The organism is Phenylobacterium sp. (assembly GCF_004299445.1).
Lineage (GTDB): Bacteria > Pseudomonadota > Alphaproteobacteria > Caulobacterales > Caulobacteraceae > Phenylobacterium.
The window spans coordinates 70,822-89,715 of sequence record NZ_SCTC01000069.1 but is presented as its reverse complement, the minus strand read 5'-3'; the positions used below and the strand labels follow the sequence as shown (position 1 = coordinate 89,715).

General features: G+C 67.7%; 18 protein-coding genes and 1 riboswitch. Of the genes, 8 read left to right on the top strand and 10 right to left on the bottom strand.

Annotation, left to right across the window (positions count from 1 at the left end; translation table 11 throughout):
* Positions 1-24: 24 nt before the first annotated feature.
* The 7 genes from EPN98_RS19110 to EPN98_RS19080 all read left to right on the top strand — a co-directional run bounded on the left by EPN98_RS19110 (position 25) and on the right by EPN98_RS19080 (position 8,162).
* Positions 25-558 (top strand): hypothetical protein, encoded by a 534-nt coding sequence (locus EPN98_RS19110; RefSeq protein ID WP_293364517.1) that lies wholly within the window; start codon positions 25-27, stop codon positions 556-558.
* Complete coding sequence (locus EPN98_RS19105) at positions 558-1,730, top strand: hypothetical protein (RefSeq protein ID WP_293364516.1); 1,173 nt, start codon at positions 558-560, stop codon at positions 1,728-1,730. The genes EPN98_RS19110 and EPN98_RS19105 overlap by 1 nt, the downstream gene beginning before the upstream one ends.
* A gap of 783 nt (positions 1,731-2,513) precedes the next feature.
* Positions 2,514-2,619: riboswitch (glycine riboswitch) on the top strand.
* A gap of 175 nt (positions 2,620-2,794) precedes the next feature.
* Positions 2,795-3,931 (top strand): glycine cleavage system aminomethyltransferase GcvT, encoded by a 1,137-nt coding sequence (gene gcvT, locus EPN98_RS19100; protein ID WP_293364515.1) that lies wholly within the window; start codon positions 2,795-2,797, stop codon positions 3,929-3,931.
* Between the two features lie 175 nt (positions 3,932-4,106).
* The gene (gene gcvH, locus EPN98_RS19095) at positions 4,107-4,472 is read left to right on the top strand and encodes a glycine cleavage system protein GcvH (protein WP_293364514.1); all 366 of its coding nucleotides are present in this window, start codon (positions 4,107-4,109) and stop codon (positions 4,470-4,472) included.
* A gap of 156 nt (positions 4,473-4,628) precedes the next feature.
* Positions 4,629-5,963, top strand: coding sequence for an aminomethyl-transferring glycine dehydrogenase subunit GcvPA (gcvPA, locus tag EPN98_RS19090; protein ID WP_293364513.1), 1,335 nt, complete (start codon positions 4,629-4,631; stop codon positions 5,961-5,963).
* A gap of 2 nt (positions 5,964-5,965) precedes the next feature.
* Entirely contained in the window at positions 5,966-7,525 is a 1,560-nt protein-coding gene (gene gcvPB, locus EPN98_RS19085) for an aminomethyl-transferring glycine dehydrogenase subunit GcvPB (protein WP_293364512.1), read from the top strand.
* Between the two features lie 253 nt (positions 7,526-7,778).
* The gene (locus tag EPN98_RS19080; RefSeq protein WP_293364511.1) at positions 7,779-8,162 is read left to right on the top strand and encodes a PGPGW domain-containing protein; all 384 of its coding nucleotides are present in this window, start codon (positions 7,779-7,781) and stop codon (positions 8,160-8,162) included.
* A gap of 333 nt (positions 8,163-8,495) precedes the next feature.
* On the opposite strand, the gene EPN98_RS19075 is transcribed toward EPN98_RS19080, so the two are convergent.
* The 10 genes from EPN98_RS19075 to EPN98_RS19030 all read right to left on the bottom strand — a co-directional run bounded on the left by EPN98_RS19075 (position 8,496) and on the right by EPN98_RS19030 (position 17,751).
* A complete protein-coding gene (locus EPN98_RS19075; RefSeq protein WP_293364510.1) occupies positions 8,496-8,987 on the bottom strand; it encodes an ATP F0F1 synthase subunit B in 492 nt (163 codons plus the stop codon).
* 3 nt (positions 8,988-8,990) lie between these two features.
* Positions 8,991-9,593, bottom strand: coding sequence for a hypothetical protein (locus tag EPN98_RS19070; protein WP_293364509.1), 603 nt, complete (start codon positions 9,591-9,593; stop codon positions 8,991-8,993).
* 27 nt (positions 9,594-9,620) lie between these two features.
* On the bottom strand, positions 9,621-9,845 hold the full coding sequence (locus EPN98_RS19065; RefSeq protein ID WP_293364508.1) for a F0F1 ATP synthase subunit C: 225 nt from the start codon (positions 9,843-9,845) through the stop codon (positions 9,621-9,623).
* 34 nt (positions 9,846-9,879) lie between these two features.
* On the bottom strand, positions 9,880-10,707 hold the full coding sequence (locus tag EPN98_RS19060; protein WP_293364507.1) for a F0F1 ATP synthase subunit A: 828 nt from the start codon (positions 10,705-10,707) through the stop codon (positions 9,880-9,882).
* Positions 10,708-10,716: 9 nt separating this feature from the next.
* A complete protein-coding gene (locus EPN98_RS19055) occupies positions 10,717-11,061 on the bottom strand; it encodes an AtpZ/AtpI family protein (protein ID WP_293364506.1) in 345 nt (114 codons plus the stop codon).
* Between the two features lie 169 nt (positions 11,062-11,230).
* Positions 11,231-14,674: an AAA family ATPase gene (locus EPN98_RS19050; RefSeq protein WP_293364505.1), complete on the bottom strand. Its 3,444-nt coding sequence runs from the start codon at positions 14,672-14,674 to the stop codon at positions 11,231-11,233.
* Between the two features lie 6 nt (positions 14,675-14,680).
* Positions 14,681-15,319, bottom strand: a complete 639-nt coding sequence (locus EPN98_RS19045) for a thioredoxin domain-containing protein (protein ID WP_293364504.1) — start codon at positions 15,317-15,319, stop codon at positions 14,681-14,683.
* 5 nt (positions 15,320-15,324) lie between these two features.
* The gene (locus EPN98_RS19040) at positions 15,325-15,951 is read right to left on the bottom strand and encodes a DsbA family protein (RefSeq protein ID WP_293364503.1); all 627 of its coding nucleotides are present in this window, start codon (positions 15,949-15,951) and stop codon (positions 15,325-15,327) included.
* Between the two features lie 116 nt (positions 15,952-16,067).
* Positions 16,068-16,616: a DciA family protein gene (locus EPN98_RS19035; protein ID WP_293364502.1), complete on the bottom strand. Its 549-nt coding sequence runs from the start codon at positions 16,614-16,616 to the stop codon at positions 16,068-16,070.
* A 4-nt stretch (positions 16,617-16,620) separates the two neighbouring features.
* The gene (locus tag EPN98_RS19030; RefSeq protein WP_293364501.1) at positions 16,621-17,751 is read right to left on the bottom strand and encodes an aromatic ring-hydroxylating dioxygenase subunit alpha; all 1,131 of its coding nucleotides are present in this window, start codon (positions 17,749-17,751) and stop codon (positions 16,621-16,623) included.
* Between the two features lie 91 nt (positions 17,752-17,842).
* Between EPN98_RS19030 and mutY the strand changes: the two genes are divergently transcribed.
* Complete coding sequence (gene mutY / locus EPN98_RS19025; RefSeq protein ID WP_293364616.1) at positions 17,843-18,892, top strand: A/G-specific adenine glycosylase; 1,050 nt, start codon at positions 17,843-17,845, stop codon at positions 18,890-18,892.
* Positions 18,893-18,894 lie beyond the last annotated feature (2 nt).

Here is an 18,894-nt window from a genome sequence, read left to right as displayed (position 1 = left end):
CTGCGCCTGCACCGCAGCCCGCTGATGCCGATCGATCTCGCAAGCTTTCGAGCCCAGATAGAGAAGCAGCGTTTAGACGCGCTCGCACGAATTAGTGAGGTACCTATCGCGGCACTGGTCTGGGGACCAAATCCAAGCGGTACAGACCCAATTGCGCAAACAAGGCTCGGGTTGCGGGATGCGTTGCGCGGTCGCGGCCACTATGCGGAGTTTAGCGAGGACCTTTACGATGCCACTTCGGATCGGAGCTTGTTCGCGCAGCAGATTGCACAAGCTGAGGCCTTCGATGTGATATTCTCAATTCCAGGTTCTTACGGAGCTATCGCCGAAATTCATGATTTCGCGAGAATTCCAGGAATATCCCATAAGTTGATTGGGTTTGTAGACGACGCCTTCGATGACGGATACTCTACCCAATCTCTAGTTGCCGCGCAAACTAATGCATCTTGCAAGATACAGACTTATAACAGATCCGATCTTCCGAACTGCATTATTGATTATGCGCTCGATCAAGTCGCGAGATTGCAAGAACTTCTCTATGTATCCGGGAGAAGGTGATGGATACGGTTGGCGCGCTCAATCGATACAGAATGAAACTTGCCGGAGATCCGCTTTCATTCGAAATAATGCATCACATATATTTGGATGACGTCGTTTCAGAATCAAAGTTGATCGAGACCACTAAGGCGGAGCGATTTAGCGTTAAGAAAGCGGTTAGATCTCTATTTCAGTCGAACCTCATATTTGTCGATCACGCAGGGAATTTCGGACTTACCGCGCTGGGCGAGTTGTTAATCTGTGAATTTGGGGCAGACAAAGTAGTAGGCCCAACGGTACTTGGCCAAATCGCTTCGAATAAAGAATTCGAGCATGTAAATGAACTTATGCAATTCTGTCATAGTTTAGAACCCATTTACGCTCGATGGACAACCGCATCTTTCAAGAATGTAAGGACCTATCTGGATCGCGTTCCGCATATGTCGGAACAAGATCGAGTGATGCTCGTCTGGTCCAGTGCGATACATCCGGACTCAAAGGCCCGCCTGCTTCTCAAAAATACAAAGCTGTCAGATAGCGATTTGAATACCTTAGTGGTGCACGCCGGAGCGCGCCGCAGCGAGTTCAGTGCAGACTTCACGTTGTGGCGTAGCGCCGCTGAACTCTGGGATCGTAGCGACGCTCTTTTAGTTGCTTCATGTGCGAGGGAGGAAGCTGTCCACGCGTCAGCTAGCGTCGAGCTCCATCTGAGCGCTTTACGCGTCTTGAATTACACGACGACGGTAAGTCGTGACCATCTCCTGGAGGTTTGCGTCAAATCTAGCGCTGGGGCGGCCGAACGGCTAGTCGAAGGTGTAGTAAATACGGTTATCCCCGGGTCGGCTACGCTCTTCGGACTGTTCCGCAAGATATTGACTCTGTGGCCTGATATCAGCCGTTCGCTTCGCGTAGCGGATATCGCAAACGCGATCGCGCTAATCGTGGACCGCAAAGCTACATCGGCGGCGGGGATAGATGACGAGCTTGCGATAAGCCGATCACGCTACGCCATGCGCAGTTTGCTTTCTGACGACTCTGCCACCGTGGAGCACGATGTTATCGGGGAGCTAAAGCGGCTGAAGGATCGTTTGGCAGACCGGCCGCTGTCCGTGGCCACGCGGACCGAAATGCTTGCGGCGCTCTCGGACCTTGAAAAGCTTGCGGATTTGCATAGCGACTCCAAAGACCAATAGCCTTGCCGCCCAGGGTGCGCCCCGCGCCGACGGCGCGGGGTGTAGGAGCCCTAGTACCCCTGAATCTTCGCGCACAGATCGCGAGGAATACCCGCTCGCGGAAGGCCGCTTCCACCGCGCTGCAGACAGAATGCACGTTGTGTATCGTGCCCAACAACCTTGCCCTGCGTGCTCAAAGAGGACCGTCAATGTCCAGTGAAGACAAAACGCGAACAAGCGAAGGGATAGAACAAGCGCGCGCGCTCGCGCATCAGAAGCACTTGTTCGCGCAAGGCCATGCGCTCGATGCGCTGAAATCTCTCGTTCTCATTAACGGGGGAGCCGTTGTGGCCCTACTGACTCTTGTTGGAGCGTTGAAGGAGGGGAGCCTAGTATCCCTCTCGCTGCCTCTTCTTATATCTGGCCTCAGATTTTATTGCATTGGCCTACTCTGCGCCATCCTGGCATCGATAGCTCTCTGGTTCGGATTCAATACTTCGGGGACCTATGGCCTAGCGAGCGCCGAACGCGGAGAGCCACCTTCCCGGAAAGGCCGGGTCGAAGCTCTCGCCGCCGCTTTCTGCCTCATAGGCAGTGTGGCCTTCTTCTGGATAGGCACTTCTACAGTCACCAAGGGCTTCGCTGCGCGAGGTCCGACGATTCAACAGAGCAGCGATGAGGCGACGGCGCAGGCTAGGCGTTGACCCAGCAAGAGGACGGGAACAGCGCCATGTTTCGAACTCGCTCAGTCCCCACCCTCCACCTCCCCCGTTGACTCCCCACCCCCCCTCCCGCACAACCCCCCCAACTCTCGCGGGAGAGACCCTGCTTCGTTCCTGACGGAACTTCGCAGGGAGCCGAAGGCGCAACCGCCCCGGAAACGCTCAGGCAAAAGGACCGCGACGGGCTGATGAACGCTGGAAAGTTCTCGCGACGCCGCACGGCCTAGCGGGGCGCCGAAGGAGCAGGGGACGCCGCCAACCAACGGCGCGTCCGAAATCTCTCAGGCCCAAAGGACAGCGGGGGCGCGCGACGTCAGGACATCCGTCCTGCCGCTCGCCGGATCGTCAGCCGAGGTCGCCCGCTTGTCCACTTCCGATACCGCCCTGAAGACCACGCCCCTCACCGACGCGCACATCGCGCTGGGCGCCCGCATGGTGCCGTTCGCCGGCTACACCATGCCCGTCCAGTACCCGATGGGCGTGATGGCCGAGCATCTGTGGACGCGCGAGCACGCCGGCCTGTTCGACGTCAGCCACATGGGCCAGGCGCGCCTGAAGGGCGTCTCGCCGCTGTCGGCCTTCGAGGAGGTGGTCCCCGGCGACTACATCGGCCTGAAGCCCGGCAAGCAGAAGTATTCCGTCCTCCTGAACAAGAAGGGCGGCATCATCGACGACCTGATGGCCGGCCGCCCGACCGGCCCCGACGGCGCCGTCACCGACGGCCTGTTCGTCGTCGTCAACGGCGCCTGCAAGGACAACGACTTCAAGGTCATCGACGACGAGCTGGCCGGCCAGGTCGAGATCGAGCGCCTGGAAGACCGCGCCCTGATGGCGATCCAGGGCCCCGAGGCGGCCGCCGTCGTCCAGGCCCATGTGCCCGCGACCGCCGACATGGTGTTCATGGACATCCGCGCCATGCCAGGCTTCGGGACCGACCTCATCATCTCGCGCTCGGGCTATACCGGCGAGGACGGCTACGAGATCTCGGTCCCGGCGTCCGAGGCGGTCCGCGTCTGGAACCTGCTGCTCAGCGATGAGCGCGTGAAGCCGATCGGCCTGGGCGCCCGCGACAGCCTGCGCCTGGAGGCGGGCCTGCCGCTCTACGGCCACGACCTGGACGAGACCGTCAGCCCGGTCGAGGCAGGGCTCACCTTCGCCATCAACAAGAACCGCCGCGAACAGCGCGACTTCCCGGGCGCGGCGCGCATCGTCAAGGAACTGGCCGAGGGGACCACCCGCGCCAAGGTCTGCCTGCGCGTGCTGGAAGGCGCCCCGGCCCGCGAGGGCGCCGAAGTCGCCGACGAGGCCGGAAACGTGGTCGGCGTGGTCACCTCGGGCGGCCACTCCCCCTGCCTCAAGGCCGGCATCGCGCTCGCCTTCGTGCCCCCGGCCTTCAAGGCGGTCGGCACCAAGCTGAAAGTCATCGTCCGCGGCAAACCCCAGTCCGCCGAAGTCGTCGCCAGCCCCTTCGTCCCCCACCGCTACGTGCGCAAGGTCTAGGCGATGAGCACTCCTGGCGCGTCAGCGCCGATCAATTTTGTCCACGAACCACACGAACCACACGAACTCTCGGTTCAGGGGTCGAAGCCTTGCGGCAGGCAGGGCCCGTTCGTGTGGTTCGTGGACCATCAAAACAGCGCCTGCGGCGCGCACCGTCTCTGAGGGAGTTACCCAAATGCGCTTCACGAAAGATCACGAGTGGGTCGTCCTGCAGGGCGACGTGGCCACCGTTGGCATCACCGCCCACGCCGCCGAGCAGCTGGGCGACGTGGTGTTCGTCGAGACGCCCGAGGTGGGCAAGACCGTGAAGGCCGGCGACGCCTTCGCCGTGGTCGAGAGCGTCAAGGCCGCCTCCGACGTCTACGCCCCGATCTCGGGCGAAGTCATCGAGGCCAATGGCGAGCTGGGCTCGGCCCCCGAGACCGTCAACGCCTCGCCGGAAAACGGCGGCTGGTTCGCCAAGGTGAAGCTCTCGGACCCGTCCGAATACGAAGCCCTCATGGACCGCGCCGCCTACGACGCCTTCCTGGCCACCCAGTAAGCGGCGCGCAGCGCAATCAAATTTGACCACGAACCACACGAACCACACGAACACGTTCCAGCCAGGCTCAGCCTTGCCGCCCGCACAGCTCGTTCGTGTGGTTCGTGGTCAATCAATACAGCGCCTGCGGCGCGCAGGACCTAGCGGATTGAGCTCATGAGATACCTGCCCCTCACCCCATCCGATCGCGCCGAGATGCTGGCCGTCATCGGCGCGCCCGACATCGACGGCCTGTTCGTCGATGTGCCCCAGGCCGCGCGGCTGGCGGGCCCGGTCGACCTGCAGCCGCATGCGGGCGAGCTGGAGGTGGAGCGCGAGCTGGCGGCGCTGGCGGCGATGAACCGGCCGGCCGGCGCCGGGCCGTTCTTCTGCGGGGCGGGCGCCTACAAGCACCACGTGCCGGCGACCGTCGACCACATCATCCAGCGGTCGGAGTTCCTCACCAGCTACACGCCCTACCAGCCCGAGATCGCCCAGGGCACGCTGCAGGTGCTGTTCGAGTTCCAGACCCAGGTGGCCGCGCTCACCGGCATGGATGTGGCCAACGCCTCGATGTACGACGGCTCGACCGCCTGTTCGGAAGCCGTGCTGATGGCCAAGCGCGTCAACCGCCGCGGCAAGGCGGTGCTGTCGGGCGGCCTGCACCCGCACTACGCCGCCACCACCCAGACCATCGCCCACGCCGAGGGCATGGAGATCGTGCGCCTGCCGGCCGCCATCGACGCCGAGGCCGCCGTCATCGACGCCATCGACGACCAGACCGCCTGCGTCGTCGTCCAGACCCCCAACATCTTCGGCGTCGTCACCGACGTCTCGAAGATCGCCGAGGCGGCCCACGCCAAGGGCGCCCTGCTGATCGTGGTCACCACCGAGGCCGTGTCGTTCGGCCTGCTGCGCTCGCCGGGCGAGATGGGCGCCGACATCGCCGTGGCCGAGGGCCAGTCGATCGGCAACGCCCTGAACTACGGCGGCCCCTACGTCGGCCTCTTCGCGTGCAAGGAAAAGCTGGTCCGCCAGATGCCGGGCCGCCTCTGCGGCGAGACCGTCGACGCCGACGGCCGCCGCGGCTACGTGCTGACGCTGTCGACCCGCGAGCAGCACATCCGCCGCGAGAAGGCGACGTCCAACATCTGCACCAACTCGGGCCTCTGCGCGCTGGCCTTCACCATCCACATGACGCTGATGGGCGGCGTGGGGCTGCAGCAGCTGGCGCGGATCAACCACGCCAAGGCGCGGGAGCTGAAGGCCGCCGTCGAGGGCGCGGGGATCGAGGTGCTGACGCCCCGGTTCTTCAACGAGATCGCCGTGCGGGTGAAGGGCTCGGCCGCTAGGCTGGTCGACGACCTGCTGGGCCAGGGCATCGTCGCCGGGGTCCCCTACTCGCGCCTCGATCCGCACGCCGGGCTGGACGACGTCCTGCTGCTGGCCGCGACCGAAACCACCACCTCCGAAGACATCGCCGCGCTCGCGGCCGCGCTGAAGGCCGCCTGATCATGACCATGCAGAACGTTGGCCGCCCCACCCGCCCCGAAGGTTCGACCGAGACCGCCGGCTTCCAGTCGCTGACCGGCGGCCGTGGCCTGCTCCAGGACGAGCCGCTGATCTTCGAACTCGACGGCTGGACGAAGACCGGCGTCGACCTGCCCGAGCCTGAGGCCGACGCCTCGGACCTGGCCGGCCTGACCCGCGCGGGCCTCGAGCTCCCCGGCCTCTCCGAGCCCGAGACGATGCGCCACTACGTGCGCCTCTCCCAGAAGAACCACGCCATCGACCTGGCGCTCTATCCGCTGGGCTCATGCACGATGAAGCACAACCCGCGCCTCAACGAGAAAGCCGCCCGCATGGCCGGCTTCGCGGACCTGCACCCGCTGGCGCCCGTCGGCGCGACGCAGGGCGCGCTGGAACTGATGGACCGCCTGTCGCACTGGCTGAAGACGCTGACCGGCATGCCCGCCGTCGCGCTGTCGCCCAAGGCCGGCGCCCACGGCGAGCTCTGCGGCCTGCTCTGCATCAAGGCCGCCCACGAGGCCGCCGGCCAGGGCCACCGCCGCACGGTCCTGGTCCCCACCTCGGCCCACGGCACCAACCCCGCCACCGCCGCCTTCGTAGGTTATAACGTAACAGAAATCGCCCAGACCCCCGACGGCCGCGTCGACCTCGCCGACCTCGAGGCCAAGCTCGGCGACCACGTCGCCGCGATCATGGTCACGAACCCCAACACCTGCGGCCTGTTCGAGCGGGACATCCTCGACATCAGCCGCCTGACCCACGCCGCCGGAGCCTATTTTTACTGCGACGGAGCCAACTTCAACGCCATCGTCGGCCGCGTGCGGCCCGGCGACCTCGGCGTCGACGCCATGCACATCAACCTGCACAAGACCTTCTCCACGCCCCACGGCGGCGGCGGGCCGGGTGCGGGCCCGGTGGTGCTGTCCCAGGCCCTGGCGGCCTTCGCGCCGGCCCCCTGGGTGGTCTCCGGGCCCGATGGCCTGCACCTGGTCGAGGAGGCCGTGGACGAGGCCGCCAGCGCCTTCGGCCGCATGAGCGCCTTCCACGGCCAGATGGGCATGTTCGTCCGCGCCTACGCCTACATGCGCAGCCACGGCGCCGACGGCCTGCGCCAGGTGGCCGAGGACGCCGTCCTGAACGCCAACTACATCAAGGCCAGCCTTTCCGACGTCATGACCCCGGCGTTCCCCGACGGCCCGTGCATGCACGAAGCCCTGTTCGACGACAGCTGGCTGGACGGCACGGGCGTCACCACCCTGGACTTCGCGAAGGCCATGATCGACGAGGGCTTCCACCCGATGACCATGTACTTCCCGCTGGTTGTTCATGGGGCGATGTTGATCGAGCCGACGGAGACCGAGTCCAAGCGCGAGTTGGACCGCTTCTGCCATGCCCTGCGGTCTTTGGCCGCAACGGCCAAGCTCGGCGACGTGGAGCGCTTCAAGAACGCCCCGCATCTGGCCCCGCTGCGCCGGCTGGACGAGACTCTGGCGGCGCGGAAGCCGAAGCTGACGTGGCGCCCCGAATTCCCGGCGAATCAATAGGAAGCCGCCGCCGCCGCATAAGGCCAAGCTTCAATAGCACGGTGCTTTGACGACGGCCGTGTGACGATGGCGTGGCGCACGGGCCGCGCAGGTGTGGCGCCTTTGCCATCAGCAGGCGAATACCAGCGCGTGAGCAAAATTTAACGGCACGGCGTCTTTACGATTCCCGGCTACGTACGCATATGGGGCTTGTGACGGCGGGACCTCCCCGCTCTGCCGCACGCCCCCCAGGACTATCCAAGTGTCTTTCGCCATGCCCTCTTTGCGCGTCTACCGCGCCACGGACGACTTCGCGCGCGAAGTTGCCATCCGCATCAAGCGGACGGGCATGGTGCTGCTTGGCTTCGCCATCATCGCTGCCGGTGTCCTGATCGCGCCCCTGCCGGGTCCCGGTGGAATCCCCGTGATCGTGGTCGGCCTGATGATCGTCCTGCGCAACTCGTTCAAGGCGCGCCGCCAGTTCGTGAAGCTGCATCGGGCGCATCCCCGGATGCTGTCGCCGATCCGGCGCCTGCTGCGCCGCGACCCCGAGTTCATGCCGATTTTCTACCACCAGACCCTGCGCGTGGAACGGATCCTGCTGCCGCGCCGCATTCGGTTCGTGAAGAACGTCCGCCGCTCGTTCCGGAAGCGGTAGCGCCAGCTCACAACGCTGCTCAGGCTCGCGGGCTTCGTCTGGATCTCGCGACGCGGCGCCCTGCGCGCGGCGCATCCATGCCAGGACGATGCCTGCCAAGGCCGCGGCGCAACGGTGCCTCGTGCTGTGGGCCGGGGAAGCGTCCACGAACCCCACAACGGCCGGGAACAGTCCGGAGTGGCGCATCTTCCCCAGGTCGAGCGCCGCGGCTGATCAGGCGGTTGTGGGGTCCGTGGACAGGTCACTGACGCGCGGACGTTCCCCAACGCCGCGCGTCCGACCTTTGGGTCGCCATCTCCGGGTGCAGGAGTACGCGACGACCCGATCTCTAAGCTACTGGAGCTTGCCCGCCAGCTGGCCGATCGCCTTGTCGATCAGCGGATCGGTCTTGGTCGCGGCGAGGCGCCCAATCAACACTTGCTCGGCCATCGTCGCGGCCAGGTCAGCCGCCGCGGCGCGCACCTCAGCTTCGGCTTGCGCCTCGGCCTGGGCGATCTTGCGCTCAGCCATCTGAGCGCGGCGCTGGAGCTGTTCGGCGAGCTTGACCTGCGCGTCGGCCTGGAGGCGCTGGGCCTCTTCCTTGGCGTTGGCGAGAATCTCGGCCGCCAGCTTGTCGGAGGCTTCCTTCTGGGCCTTCACCTGCGCGAGCAGGGCCTGGGCCTCGTTGCGCAGGGCGTCGGCCTCGTCGAGCTGGGCCTGGACCTTGGCGCCGGCGTCGCCGAGCGCCTTCCAGACCAGCTTGTGGACGCCGGCGAAGACGAGCACGCCCAAGAACACCAGGAACGCGATCGCCACCCAGAAGTGGGAGTCGAGGAGAAGCGCCATTCTTTATCCCTTCGCCGCGGCCGAAAGCTCGGCGGCGGTCGCGGCCTTGCCGGTCAGCTTCTCGACGATCGCCTTGGCGGTGTCGGAGGCGATCCCGGAGACGTTGGTCATGGCCGCCTCACGCGCTTTGGCGATGCGGGCTTCGGCTTCGGCGCCAGTAGCGGCGAGCTTGGCCTCTTCCTCAGCCAAGCGGGCGGCGAGTTCGGCCTGGGCCTTGGCCCGGGCTTCGGCGCCGACCTTCTGGGCCGCCGCGCGCGCCTGAGCGGCCTCGGCGGCCGCGGCCTGCGCTTGCGCGTCGGCCTCGTCCTTCAGCCGGCGAGCCTCGGCGATGTCGCCCGCGATCTTGCCTTCACGCGCCTCGATCGTGCCGCCGACCTTCGGAGCCGCAAAGAAACGGACGAAGAGCATCAGCCCGAAGAAGATGATCAGGAACCAGAGGATCTGGCCGGGCCACTGGGCGAAGTCGAACTGCGGAAGCCCGCCTTCGGCATGCTCGCCCGCTGCCGCCGTGCCCTCATGGGCGCCGGCGGCTCCGGCCTCGTGGCCCGGCGCGGCGGGCGCTGCGTGGTCCGCAGGCGCCGCGTGGTCTTCAGTCTGCATCGCCATGGGGCGCGCCTGCGTCCTCTAGTCGATTTAGCCGAACAGGATGATCAGCGAGACGACGAAGCTGAACAGGCCCATCGTTTCGGTCAGCGCCATGCCCAGGAACAGCATCGTCTGCTGCGAGGCGGCGGCCGACGGGTTGCGGATCGCGGCCTGCAGGTAGTTGCCGAACAGGCTGCCCAGGCCGACACCGGCCCCGATCATGCCCGAGGTGGCAAGGCCAGCGCCGATCAGCTTCGCGGCTTCAGCTTCCATATCAGTAGTCCTCTTGAGGGATAGTTGGGTTGGGTTAGTGGCCGTGACCGAAGTTCACGACCTCGTTGAGGTAGACGGTGGCCAGCGCCGTGAAGACGAAAGCCTGCAGCAGCGCAACAATCAGCTCGAGGCCGGTCAGGCCCACGATCATCGCGAAGGAGAGCGCGCTCGGAATGAAGAGCAGCGTGGAGAGGCCGCCCGACATAGCCGTCAGGCCCAGCGCCACGACGAACGAGCCGAACAGGCTCAGTACCACGTGGCCGCCCAGCATGTTGCCGAACAGACGCATGGCCAGGGTGACGGGGCGCACCATGTAGGAGATCAGCTCGATCACGACCATCGCGGCGCCGCCCGCGACGCCCATGCCGGGCACCCAGAACAGCGTCAGGAACTTGGGGCCGTGCTTGATGAAGCCCAGCAGCACGACGCTGCCGAACGTGAGGACCGCGAGCGTCGCGGTGATCGCCAGCTGCGAGGTGACCGTGAAGGTCCAGGTCTGGCCGGCGAGGCTGCCCACCGAGAGCACGACGCCCATCAGGTTGAGCACGAAGATCGTGCAGAACAGCGTGAAGAGATACGGGATGTAGGGGCGGCCATGGTGGCCGATGATCGGCGTCACCAGTACGCGGTCGACGATGTTATAGAGGCCTTCGGCGGCGGCCTGGGCGCGGTTCGGAACCACCTGGCCCTTGGCGCTCAGCGCGAAGAACAGAACCATGGCCGCGGCGCCCACGAACATGGCCACCACCGAATTGGTGATCGACATGTCGAACGTCAGTCCACCGATCTGGAAGACCGGACCGTCCCAGATCTTCTGGATCAGGAACTGGTGCATCGGATCGATCTTCGGCGCGTCCGCCATGTACGTCCTCTAGTCCTCGTCGTCGGCCGGAACGCCGGGCTTGGGCCCCGCCTTCTCCGCCGCTGAATTTGTCGTCCGCGCCGCGGTTCGCACCGCGACGAAGATGGAAAGTCCCGAGCCCGCCAGCAGTCCGATAACCAGACCCAGCGGCTCCGGGGTGATGAAGCGATCCGCGAGCCAGCCCAGGGCCGCTCCCATGAAAACCCCACCCACCACTTCCCCGAGGAAGCGGTAACCCTGCGCCATGGCCCGGTGAGCGTCGCCGCTCTGATGTCGGGCCTGCGCCGCCTCTGCCGCAGCGAGCCGTTGGTCGAGGCTTTTGGCCTCGGCGGTCGGCTCGTTCTTCCGGCGCATTCGTGGGAAGGCCTTACGACCGCCACGTCGCCGCCACGGCGGGGGCTTCAGGTCGCGCGGAACCTATAGAGCCGTGTGCAGTGCGTCAAGGCTCGTTGCAACCCTCATAACCTTTTGAAATTTCGAATGATTTTGAGAGGCGCGACGGTGCGTCCAGAGCCTTCCGCGGCTACTGGGCCGCCATCGCCTCGGCTTGCCTAAGGTCAACCGAGACCAGTTGCGAGACGCCGCGCTCGGCCATGGTCACGCCGAACAGCCGATCGGTCCGCGCCATGGTCACCGGGTTGTGGGTGATGACGATGAAGCGCGTCTCGGTGCGGCGGCACATCTCGTCGACCATGTTGCAGAAGCGGTCGACGTTGGCGTCGTCGAGAGGGGCGTCAACCTCGTCCAGTACGCAGATGGGCGCCGGCTGAGCCAGGAACACGGCGAAGATCAGCGCCGAGGCGGTCAGCGCCTGCTCGCCGCCGCTCATCAGGCTCATGGTGGCCATGCGCTTGCCCGGCGGGCAGGCATAGATTTCGAGGCCGGCTTCAAGAGGATCGTCCGACTCGACGAGCCGCAGTTCGGCCTGACCGCCCTGGAACAAGGTCTCGAACAGCGTCTTGAAGTGCTCGTTGATGACGCCGAAGGCCGCCGTCAGCCGCTCGCGGCCCTCGTGGTTCAGTTCGTCGATCCCCTGACGCAGGCGCGCGATGGCGCCGGACAGGTCAGTGCGCTCGACGTTCATGGTCTCGAGACGCCCGGCCAGCTCGCCGGCCTCTTCCTCGGCCCGCAGGTTCACCGGACCGATTCCCTCGCGCTGGCGTTCGAGGTTGAAGAGGTGGGCCTCCATCCCGTCGGCGTCCGCAGGGATCGCCACGGCCTCGTCGGCAAGCTGCTTCGCCAATGTTTCGGGCTCGACCCGGGCGGCCTCTCGGATATTGGCAGAGACCTCCTGGAGTCGCTGGGCGGCGGCCTCGGAATGGGCCGCGAAGCTGGCCCGCAGCTCGCGGGCTTCGGAGGCCGCGGCCTCGGTGGCGCGCAGACCACGGTCGGCGTCGGCGCGCTCCCGCTCGGCGGCGGCCAGGGCGTCCGATGTCCTGGTGCGACGCGCCTCGGCGGCGGCGAGTTCGTCGAGCAGCGCAATCTTGCGGGTCTCAAGGGTGGACGGCGCATCCTGGGCCGCAGCCAGCGCGGCATGAGCCTTGGCGCGGGCGTCGTCCAGCTGGCCAACACGCTTCAGCGCGGCGCCGGCGCGACGGGTCCAGTCCTCGTGTTCGCGGGTCAGGGTCTCGAGACGGCGGGCGCGACCGTCGCGCTCACGGATCTCCATTTCGTAGGCCGATCGCGCCTGCGCGGCGGCCTCACGGGCGGGCCCCGCCGCGGCGCGCGCTGCAGAGAGGCGCTCGGTCAGGTCGCTGCCCTGGGTCTCGCCGCCAGCCTCCGCCATCACAACGGCCAGCTGGCCTTCGTGCTCTGCGAGCTCGGCCTCGAAGCGGCCGATGAGGTCGTCCAGCGAAGCCGCACGCGCCTCTTTCAGAGCGGCCTCGCGGTCGAACCGCTCCAGCGCGGCGCGGGCCTGGGCCGCGCGCTGCTCGAGAGCGGGCGGCTCGCGGCGCGCGGCGCGCAGGGTCTCGTCCGCGGCGCGGACGCGGGCCATCGCGGCGGTGGCGACCTCGCGGGCGGCCTTCGCCTTGGGTTCCAGCCCCTCGATCTCGGCTTCGACTTCCGCGAGGCGTGTCTTCTGTTCCAGACGGATCGCGGCCGGCTTCGGCGCTTCGGCGCGCGCGGTGAAGCCGTCCCAGCGCCAAAGGTCGCCTTGCTTGGAGACCAGGCGAGCCCCAGGGGTCAGCTGCTCTTGCAGACGGTCGCCGTCGGCGCGGTCCACCAGCCCCACATAGGACAGACGAGCAGCCAGGGGGCCCGGAACCTTCACCAGGGGCCCCAGCGGGGTCACGCCCTCGGGCCACCTGGGCGCGGGCGCCTCGCGACCACCCCAGTGGGCGGGCGCTGCAGGGTCGAGCGAAGCATCCAGATCGTCGCCAAACGCGGCGGCCAGGGCCGCCTCGTAGCCCCGGTCGGGCGCGACCGAATCCAGCGCCGGCGCGAAGCCGCCCCGCTTGGCCTGGGCCACCAGCCCCGCCAGGGCGCGGGCCTCGGCTGTCAGGCGACCCAATTGTTCTTCCTGTTTGCGGGCGATCTCGCGCGCGGCGACCTCGGCCTCGGTCGCCTTCGCACGCTCGTCCTCGGCGGCGTCAAGCGCGGCGCGGGCGGCGGCGAGCGCGGCCTCGGCTTCGTCCAGAGCGGTCTTTGCGGCCTGCGCCTGCGGGTTCAGCGCCGGACCAAGAGCCGCGCGCTCATGTTTCGCCTGATCCAGGGCGCGCCGCGTGCGAGCCACACGGGTCTGAGCCTCCTCGACCCGGGCCTGCGCGGCGCGGCGCTGGGCTTCCTGCGCCGCCAGCTCGCCGGCCAGACGCTCCACCTCGGCGTCGGCTGCAGCGCGGGCGGCCTCGGCGGCGCGAGCTGCGGCTTCAAGTTCCGGTCCCCGTTCAGGCGCGGCGGCGATCTGACCCTGCAGCGCCTCCAGGTCGTCGGCCAGGCGTTTCAGCGCGACCTCGGCGTCCTCGGTGATATGGGCCTCGCGGGCCCGGTCGGCGTCGATCCGTTCGACGTCGCCGGTCAGGCGGGCGAGTTCGGCGGCGTGGGCCTCTTCCTCGCGGTCGAGCCGGTCCTTGTCGATGGCCAGCTTGTGCAGGATGGCGGCCGCCACCGTCTCGGCTTCGCGCAGGGGCTTCAGCGCCGCCTCGGCTTCGGCGGCGCGCGTGGTGGCCGCAGCGGCGGCGCGCGCCGTCTCCTCGACCGCCCGGATCGCCGCGTTGGCCTCCACGCGCAGGTTCTCCGCGGCGGCCCTCGCCTCGTTCCATTTGGCCACCAGCACCGCGCCCTGCAGCGCCCGGATCTCGGCCGACAGCTTCTTGTATCGCTCGGCCTGCCGCGCCTCGCGCTTCAGCCGGCCAAGGTTGGTCTCCAGCTCCTGGGCCACATCGTCCAGGCGCGTGAGGTTGGTCTCGGCGGCGCGCAGCCGCAGCTCGGCCTCATGCCGGCGCGAATGCAGGCCCGAAACGCCCGCCGCCTCTTCCAGGATCAGCCGGCGGTTCTGAGGCTTGGCCGCGATGAGCTCGGAGATCTGCCCCTGGCGGACCAGCGCCGGAGAGTTCGACCCGGTCGACGCGTCGGCGAACAGCAGCTGCACGTCGCGGGCGCGGACCTCGCGGCCGTTGATCTTGTACGTCGAGCCCGCCCCGCGATCGATGCGCCGCACAACCTCGATCACCGGGTGATCGTTGAAGGCCGCCGGCGCGCGGTGGTCGGCGTTGTCTATGGTGAGCGAGACCTCGGCGTGGTTGCGGCCCGGCCGATTCCCCGAGCCGGCGAAGATCACGTCGTCCATGCCGCCGGCGCGCATCGCCTTGGCGGAATTGGCGCCCATCACCCAGCGGAGCGCCTCCAGCAGGTTCGACTTCCCGCAGCCGTTCGGCCCGACGATGCCCGTGAGTCCAGGTTCGATCCGGAACTCGGTCGGATCGACGAAGGACTTGAAGCCCGCGAGCCTGAGGCGCTGGAAGTGCACGGCCGGCTAGCGCCTCCCGCCGGTCTTGTTCGCAGCCTTCAGCGCCTTGCCAATCGCTGCGTCCAGGTCGGCCAGAGTCGGCACTTCCTGGTTGGACATCGGCGCCCCGTTGATAAAGAACGCGGGCGTGCCCGTGACCTTGTCAGTCTGAGTGGCGTACTCGAGCCGGGCCTGCAGCGCGGCCGAGCCCTTCTCGTCCACCAGGCAGGCTTCGAACTGAGGCTCGGTGATCCCGTTGGCCTTGGCGATCTCAAGGAAGATCGGCTTGATCGGCGCACCCGGCTTCCAGCGCGACTGGCTCTTGAACACCTGGTCGACCACCTGGAAGTAGCGCGTCCCGCCATTGCAGCGCGCCATCAGGAAACCGGCGGCCGCCACGTTGGCCGGGGCCGTCAGCAGTTCGCGGATCGTGAAGTAGACCTGGCCTGTGTCGATGTACTTGGCCTTGAACGCCGGGAAGACCTCTTCATGGAAGTGCGCGCAGTGCGGGCAGGTGAGCGAGAGGTACTCGACCACGTGCACCGGCGCGGTGGGCTTGCCCAGGTTCATGTCGCCGGGCGCGGCCTTGATGGCCGCCCCCGCCGCAGGCGCGACGACGAGCGCTGCGCCGGCGGCGGCGCCTGCGATCGCGTCGCGTCGGGTCAACCGGGTCATTTCTTGGACGCAGCGGCCACGGCGGCGTCGAGCTCTTCCATGGTCATCTCGCCCTCTTTCACCTTCTTGCCATTGAAGATGAAGGTGGGGGTGGAACTGATGTTGGCCGACTTGATCGCCTTCTCGACGCGGGCGTTCAGGGCGGTGGCGGCCTTCTCGTCGGAGACGCAGGCGTTGAACTGGGCCTCGGTCATGCCAGCAGACTGCGCCACCTTCAGCAGCGTGCCGCGCGCATCGCCCGTGCGGAACATCTCTTCCTGGCTGTGGAAGAGGGCGTCGATGACGCTGAAGTACTTGTCCTTGCCGGCGCAGCGGGCGGTCAGGAAGCCGGCGGCGGCGATCGCCTCGGGCGGAGTGAGGAACTCGTGGAAGGTGTACTTCACCTTACCGGTGTCGATGTACTTGGCCTTGAACGCCGGGAAGACATCGACGGCGAAGCGGCCGCAATGGCTGCAGGTGGTGGAGGCGTACTCCTCCATGTGCACGGGCGCATCGGCCCTGCCCATGGTCATGGCGTCGGGCGAGGCGCCGCCGGCGCCGCCGCCCTGGTTGCAGCTGGCCAGCGTCAGGGCCGCGCCGGCAACGGCGGCGACCATCAGGAGGCGACGGCTGAAGTTCGACATCGAAGACCTTCCGGAGGTTCTGAACAAAGGATTAAAGCGCGATTCCCGCGCCCTGCGAGACTCCCTCTCCGAGAGAGGCGGCGGGCACATGCCGATGCGACCGCGGCGGTTGTGTGTCAACCTTGGCCGTGGCGTTTCAGAACGCCGCGACCGAGCGCCAGCAGGGCGTCTTTGAGCTTGCCGTCGGGGGCTTCGGCGAGACCGTCCTTGAGCTGCGCCTCCAGGGCCGCGTCCAGCGGCGTGGACCGGCGGCGCGTCGGGGCCGGCGGCTCGACCCGCTGCAGCGGCCCCTGCACGATCCGCAGCTTCTGAACCGCTTCGGCGCCCAGGAACAGATTCACCCGCGCCAGGATCTCATGGGCCTTGTGCTGGATGATCGCCGCGGCCGGACCCGCCACCCGGATCTCCAGCGACGAGGGCGCCCCGTTGCGGCCCCGCACTAGCTTCACCGGCTCGGTCCGGCGCGCGATCTCCTCGCCCACCACTTCGCGCCAGCGGGCGGTCAGCGCGCCCGAGCCCTGGCCGTACTTCGCGTCCAGCTCTTTCACGAAGCGGCCCAGCCCGCGGCCGGCCGGCGGCGGCGGGCGATGCTGCGGCCGGGTCCGCTTGGTCGCGAGGATCAGGCGGGCTTCTTCGAGGGTCGGCAGGGGTCGACGGCGGGACACGCTGCTAGCCTAGCGCGCCCAGCCTTTGGAGCCACCAGCGATTCAGCTTCCAGACAGCTCGTTCGAGGGGCGACAGGCGGCCCTGGCGCGTCATCGGCGCATTCAGCCCGCGCCACACCAAGTCGTTGGCGGCGATGTCCTCGCGGTGGACCTGGTCGGTGAACGCGACCGAGGCGTCGACGATGGCGTCAAAGTCCTTCAGGTCGCGCGCCTCGCCCGGTACGCAGACGTGGATGTTCAGCGTCATCCGCGCCGCGCCGCGCGGCAGGATCTGGTACCAGGCCATGCCATTTGCGTGCGGCGCGATCAGGAAGTGCGGGAAGATCGCCGCCGCGAACAGGGCGCCGGCCTGCCAGGGCTCCAGGCCCGGAACAAGGCCCGGGTGCGGCGCGTCCGGATCGGCGGCCGGCATGTGCAGGATCGACCACGGCCCGTCCCCATCGACGACCTTGGAGTCTCGCGCGTGGAAGACCGGCTCGAAAGTCTGCGGATGGACCCCGATGTGGTGGTAGGCCTCCATGAAGTTCTCGACGAGGACCTTCCAGTTCCAGTCGCTCTCGTAGGTGAGGGTGCGGGCGACCACCATCTCGGCCAGCCGGTAGTTCGCGAAATAGCGCGACAGGCTCTCCACCTGAGGCGTGAACGGAGCCGCGTCGGGGTCCAGGGTCGCCATGATGAAGCCTTCCCAGATCTCGGTCCGCGCCTGCGGCAGGCGGCAGTCGGCTGGGCGGAAGTCCTCGGCCCCCTCCATCAGCGGCGCGGCGACGAGGCGGCCCTCCGTGTCGTAGGCCCACGAATGGTAGGGGCAGGTGAACAGCTTGCTCCGCCCGTGGCCTTCGACGATCGGTGCAGCCCTGTGCAGGCAGACGTTCGACATCACGCGGATCGCGCCGTCCAGGCCCCGCACGACGACAACCGGTTGCCCGGACAGATCGGCGGCCAGGTAGTCGCCGGGCCCAGGGACCTGGTCGACGCGGGCCACCGGCAGCCAGCTTCGCCGGAAGATCCGGTCCACCTCCAGGGCGTAGACGTCGTCGCGCAGGTAGGCTGCGGGCGGCAGGGTCCAGGCCTGGGCCGCGGGCCGGGCGGCGCGCTCGATCTCTTCGGCCGTGATTCCGGGAATAGCGATCGTCATGGCCCCTCCCCATGGTCTGGGCCCACAAGCTGCGCCTTAGCCATGACGTCGGGCAAGGCTTCGCGCGGCGCCGCTGCGATGCTACCCCGGCATCGTGGCCCCTGACGATCTCCGCGCCCAGCTCCTCGCCTGGTATGACGCCAACGCCCGCGACCTGCCCTGGCGCGTGGGACCTTCGGATCATGCCGTGGGTGTCCGCGCCGATCCCTATCGGGTCTGGCTGTCCGAAGTGATGCTGCAGCAGACGACCGTGCCGCATGCCGCGCCCTACTTCCTGAAGTTCCTGTCCCTCTGGCCCACGGTCTCGGACCTCGCCGCGGCGCCCGACAGCGACGTGATGGCCGCCTGGGCGGGCCTCGGCTACTACGCCCGCGCCCGCAACCTGCTGGCCTGCGCCCGGGCGGTGGCGGGCCGCCACGGGGGCGTCTTCCCGGACACGGAAGAGGGCCTGCGCGCCCTGCCCGGGCTGGGGCCCTATACGGCGGCGGCCGTTGGCGCGATCGCCTTCGACCGGACTACCAACGTCGTCGACGGCAATGTCGAGCGGGTGATGTCGCGGCTGTTCGCGGTGGAGGTCCCGCTGCCCGACGCCAAGCCCGAGCTGAAGCGGCTGGCGGCGAGCCTGGTTCGCGACCACCGCCCCGGCGACTGGGCGCAGGCCCTGATGGACCTGGGCGCGACGGTTTGCCGGCCCAAGTCGCCGCTGTGCGACCGTTGCCCCATCTCGACGCACTGCGCGGGCCTCGCGACCGGTGCGCCCGAGGCCTACCCGCGCAAGACCCCCAAGGCAGTTCGCCCGCATCGCCACGGCGTGGCCTTTGTGCTGACCCGCGGCGATCAGGTCGCCGTTGTTCGCCGTCCGCCCAAGGGCCTGCTCGGTGGTATGTTGGCCCTGCCCACCACGGACTGGCGCGCCGCGCGATGGGCCGATGACGAGGCGATGCGGCACGCCCCGACGCAGGCCGACTGGAAGGGCGTCGGCGAGGTGGAGCACGGCTTCACGCACTTCACCCTGACGCTGCGCCTGCTTCGGGCCGAGGGCGACGCTGACGGTGTGCTCTGGAGTGCAAGGCGCGACCTCGACGCCCTGCCCAGCGTGTTCCTGAAGGCGGCGCGCGCGGGACTGACGAACCTGATCTAGCG

Coding starts and splice junctions, on each gene's coding strand:
- EPN98_RS19030 (WP_293364501.1), bottom strand. CDS start 17,751: ATGACGATCGCTATTCCCGGAATCACGGCCGAAGAGATCGAGCGCGCC.
- EPN98_RS19060 (WP_293364507.1), bottom strand. CDS start 10,707: ATGGCGGACGCGCCGAAGATCGATCCGATGCACCAGTTCCTGATCCAG.
- gcvH (WP_293364514.1), top strand. CDS start 4,107: ATGCGCTTCACGAAAGATCACGAGTGGGTCGTCCTGCAGGGCGACGTG.
- EPN98_RS19040 (WP_293364503.1), bottom strand. CDS start 15,951: ATGTCGAACTTCAGCCGTCGCCTCCTGATGGTCGCCGCCGTTGCCGGC.
- gcvPA (WP_293364513.1), top strand. CDS start 4,629: ATGAGATACCTGCCCCTCACCCCATCCGATCGCGCCGAGATGCTGGCC.
- EPN98_RS19055 (WP_293364506.1), bottom strand. CDS start 11,061: ATGCGCCGGAAGAACGAGCCGACCGCCGAGGCCAAAAGCCTCGACCAA.
- EPN98_RS19105 (WP_293364516.1), top strand. CDS start 558: ATGGATACGGTTGGCGCGCTCAATCGATACAGAATGAAACTTGCCGGA.
- EPN98_RS19080 (WP_293364511.1), top strand. CDS start 7,779: ATGCCCTCTTTGCGCGTCTACCGCGCCACGGACGACTTCGCGCGCGAA.
- EPN98_RS19110 (WP_293364517.1), top strand. CDS start 25: ATGCCGATCGATCTCGCAAGCTTTCGAGCCCAGATAGAGAAGCAGCGT.
- EPN98_RS19075 (WP_293364510.1), bottom strand. CDS start 8,987: ATGGCGCTTCTCCTCGACTCCCACTTCTGGGTGGCGATCGCGTTCCTG.
- EPN98_RS19065 (WP_293364508.1), bottom strand. CDS start 9,845: ATGGAAGCTGAAGCCGCGAAGCTGATCGGCGCTGGCCTTGCCACCTCG.
- EPN98_RS19070 (WP_293364509.1), bottom strand. CDS start 9,593: ATGGCGATGCAGACTGAAGACCACGCGGCGCCTGCGGACCACGCAGCG.
- gcvPB (WP_293364512.1), top strand. CDS start 5,966: ATGACCATGCAGAACGTTGGCCGCCCCACCCGCCCCGAAGGTTCGACC.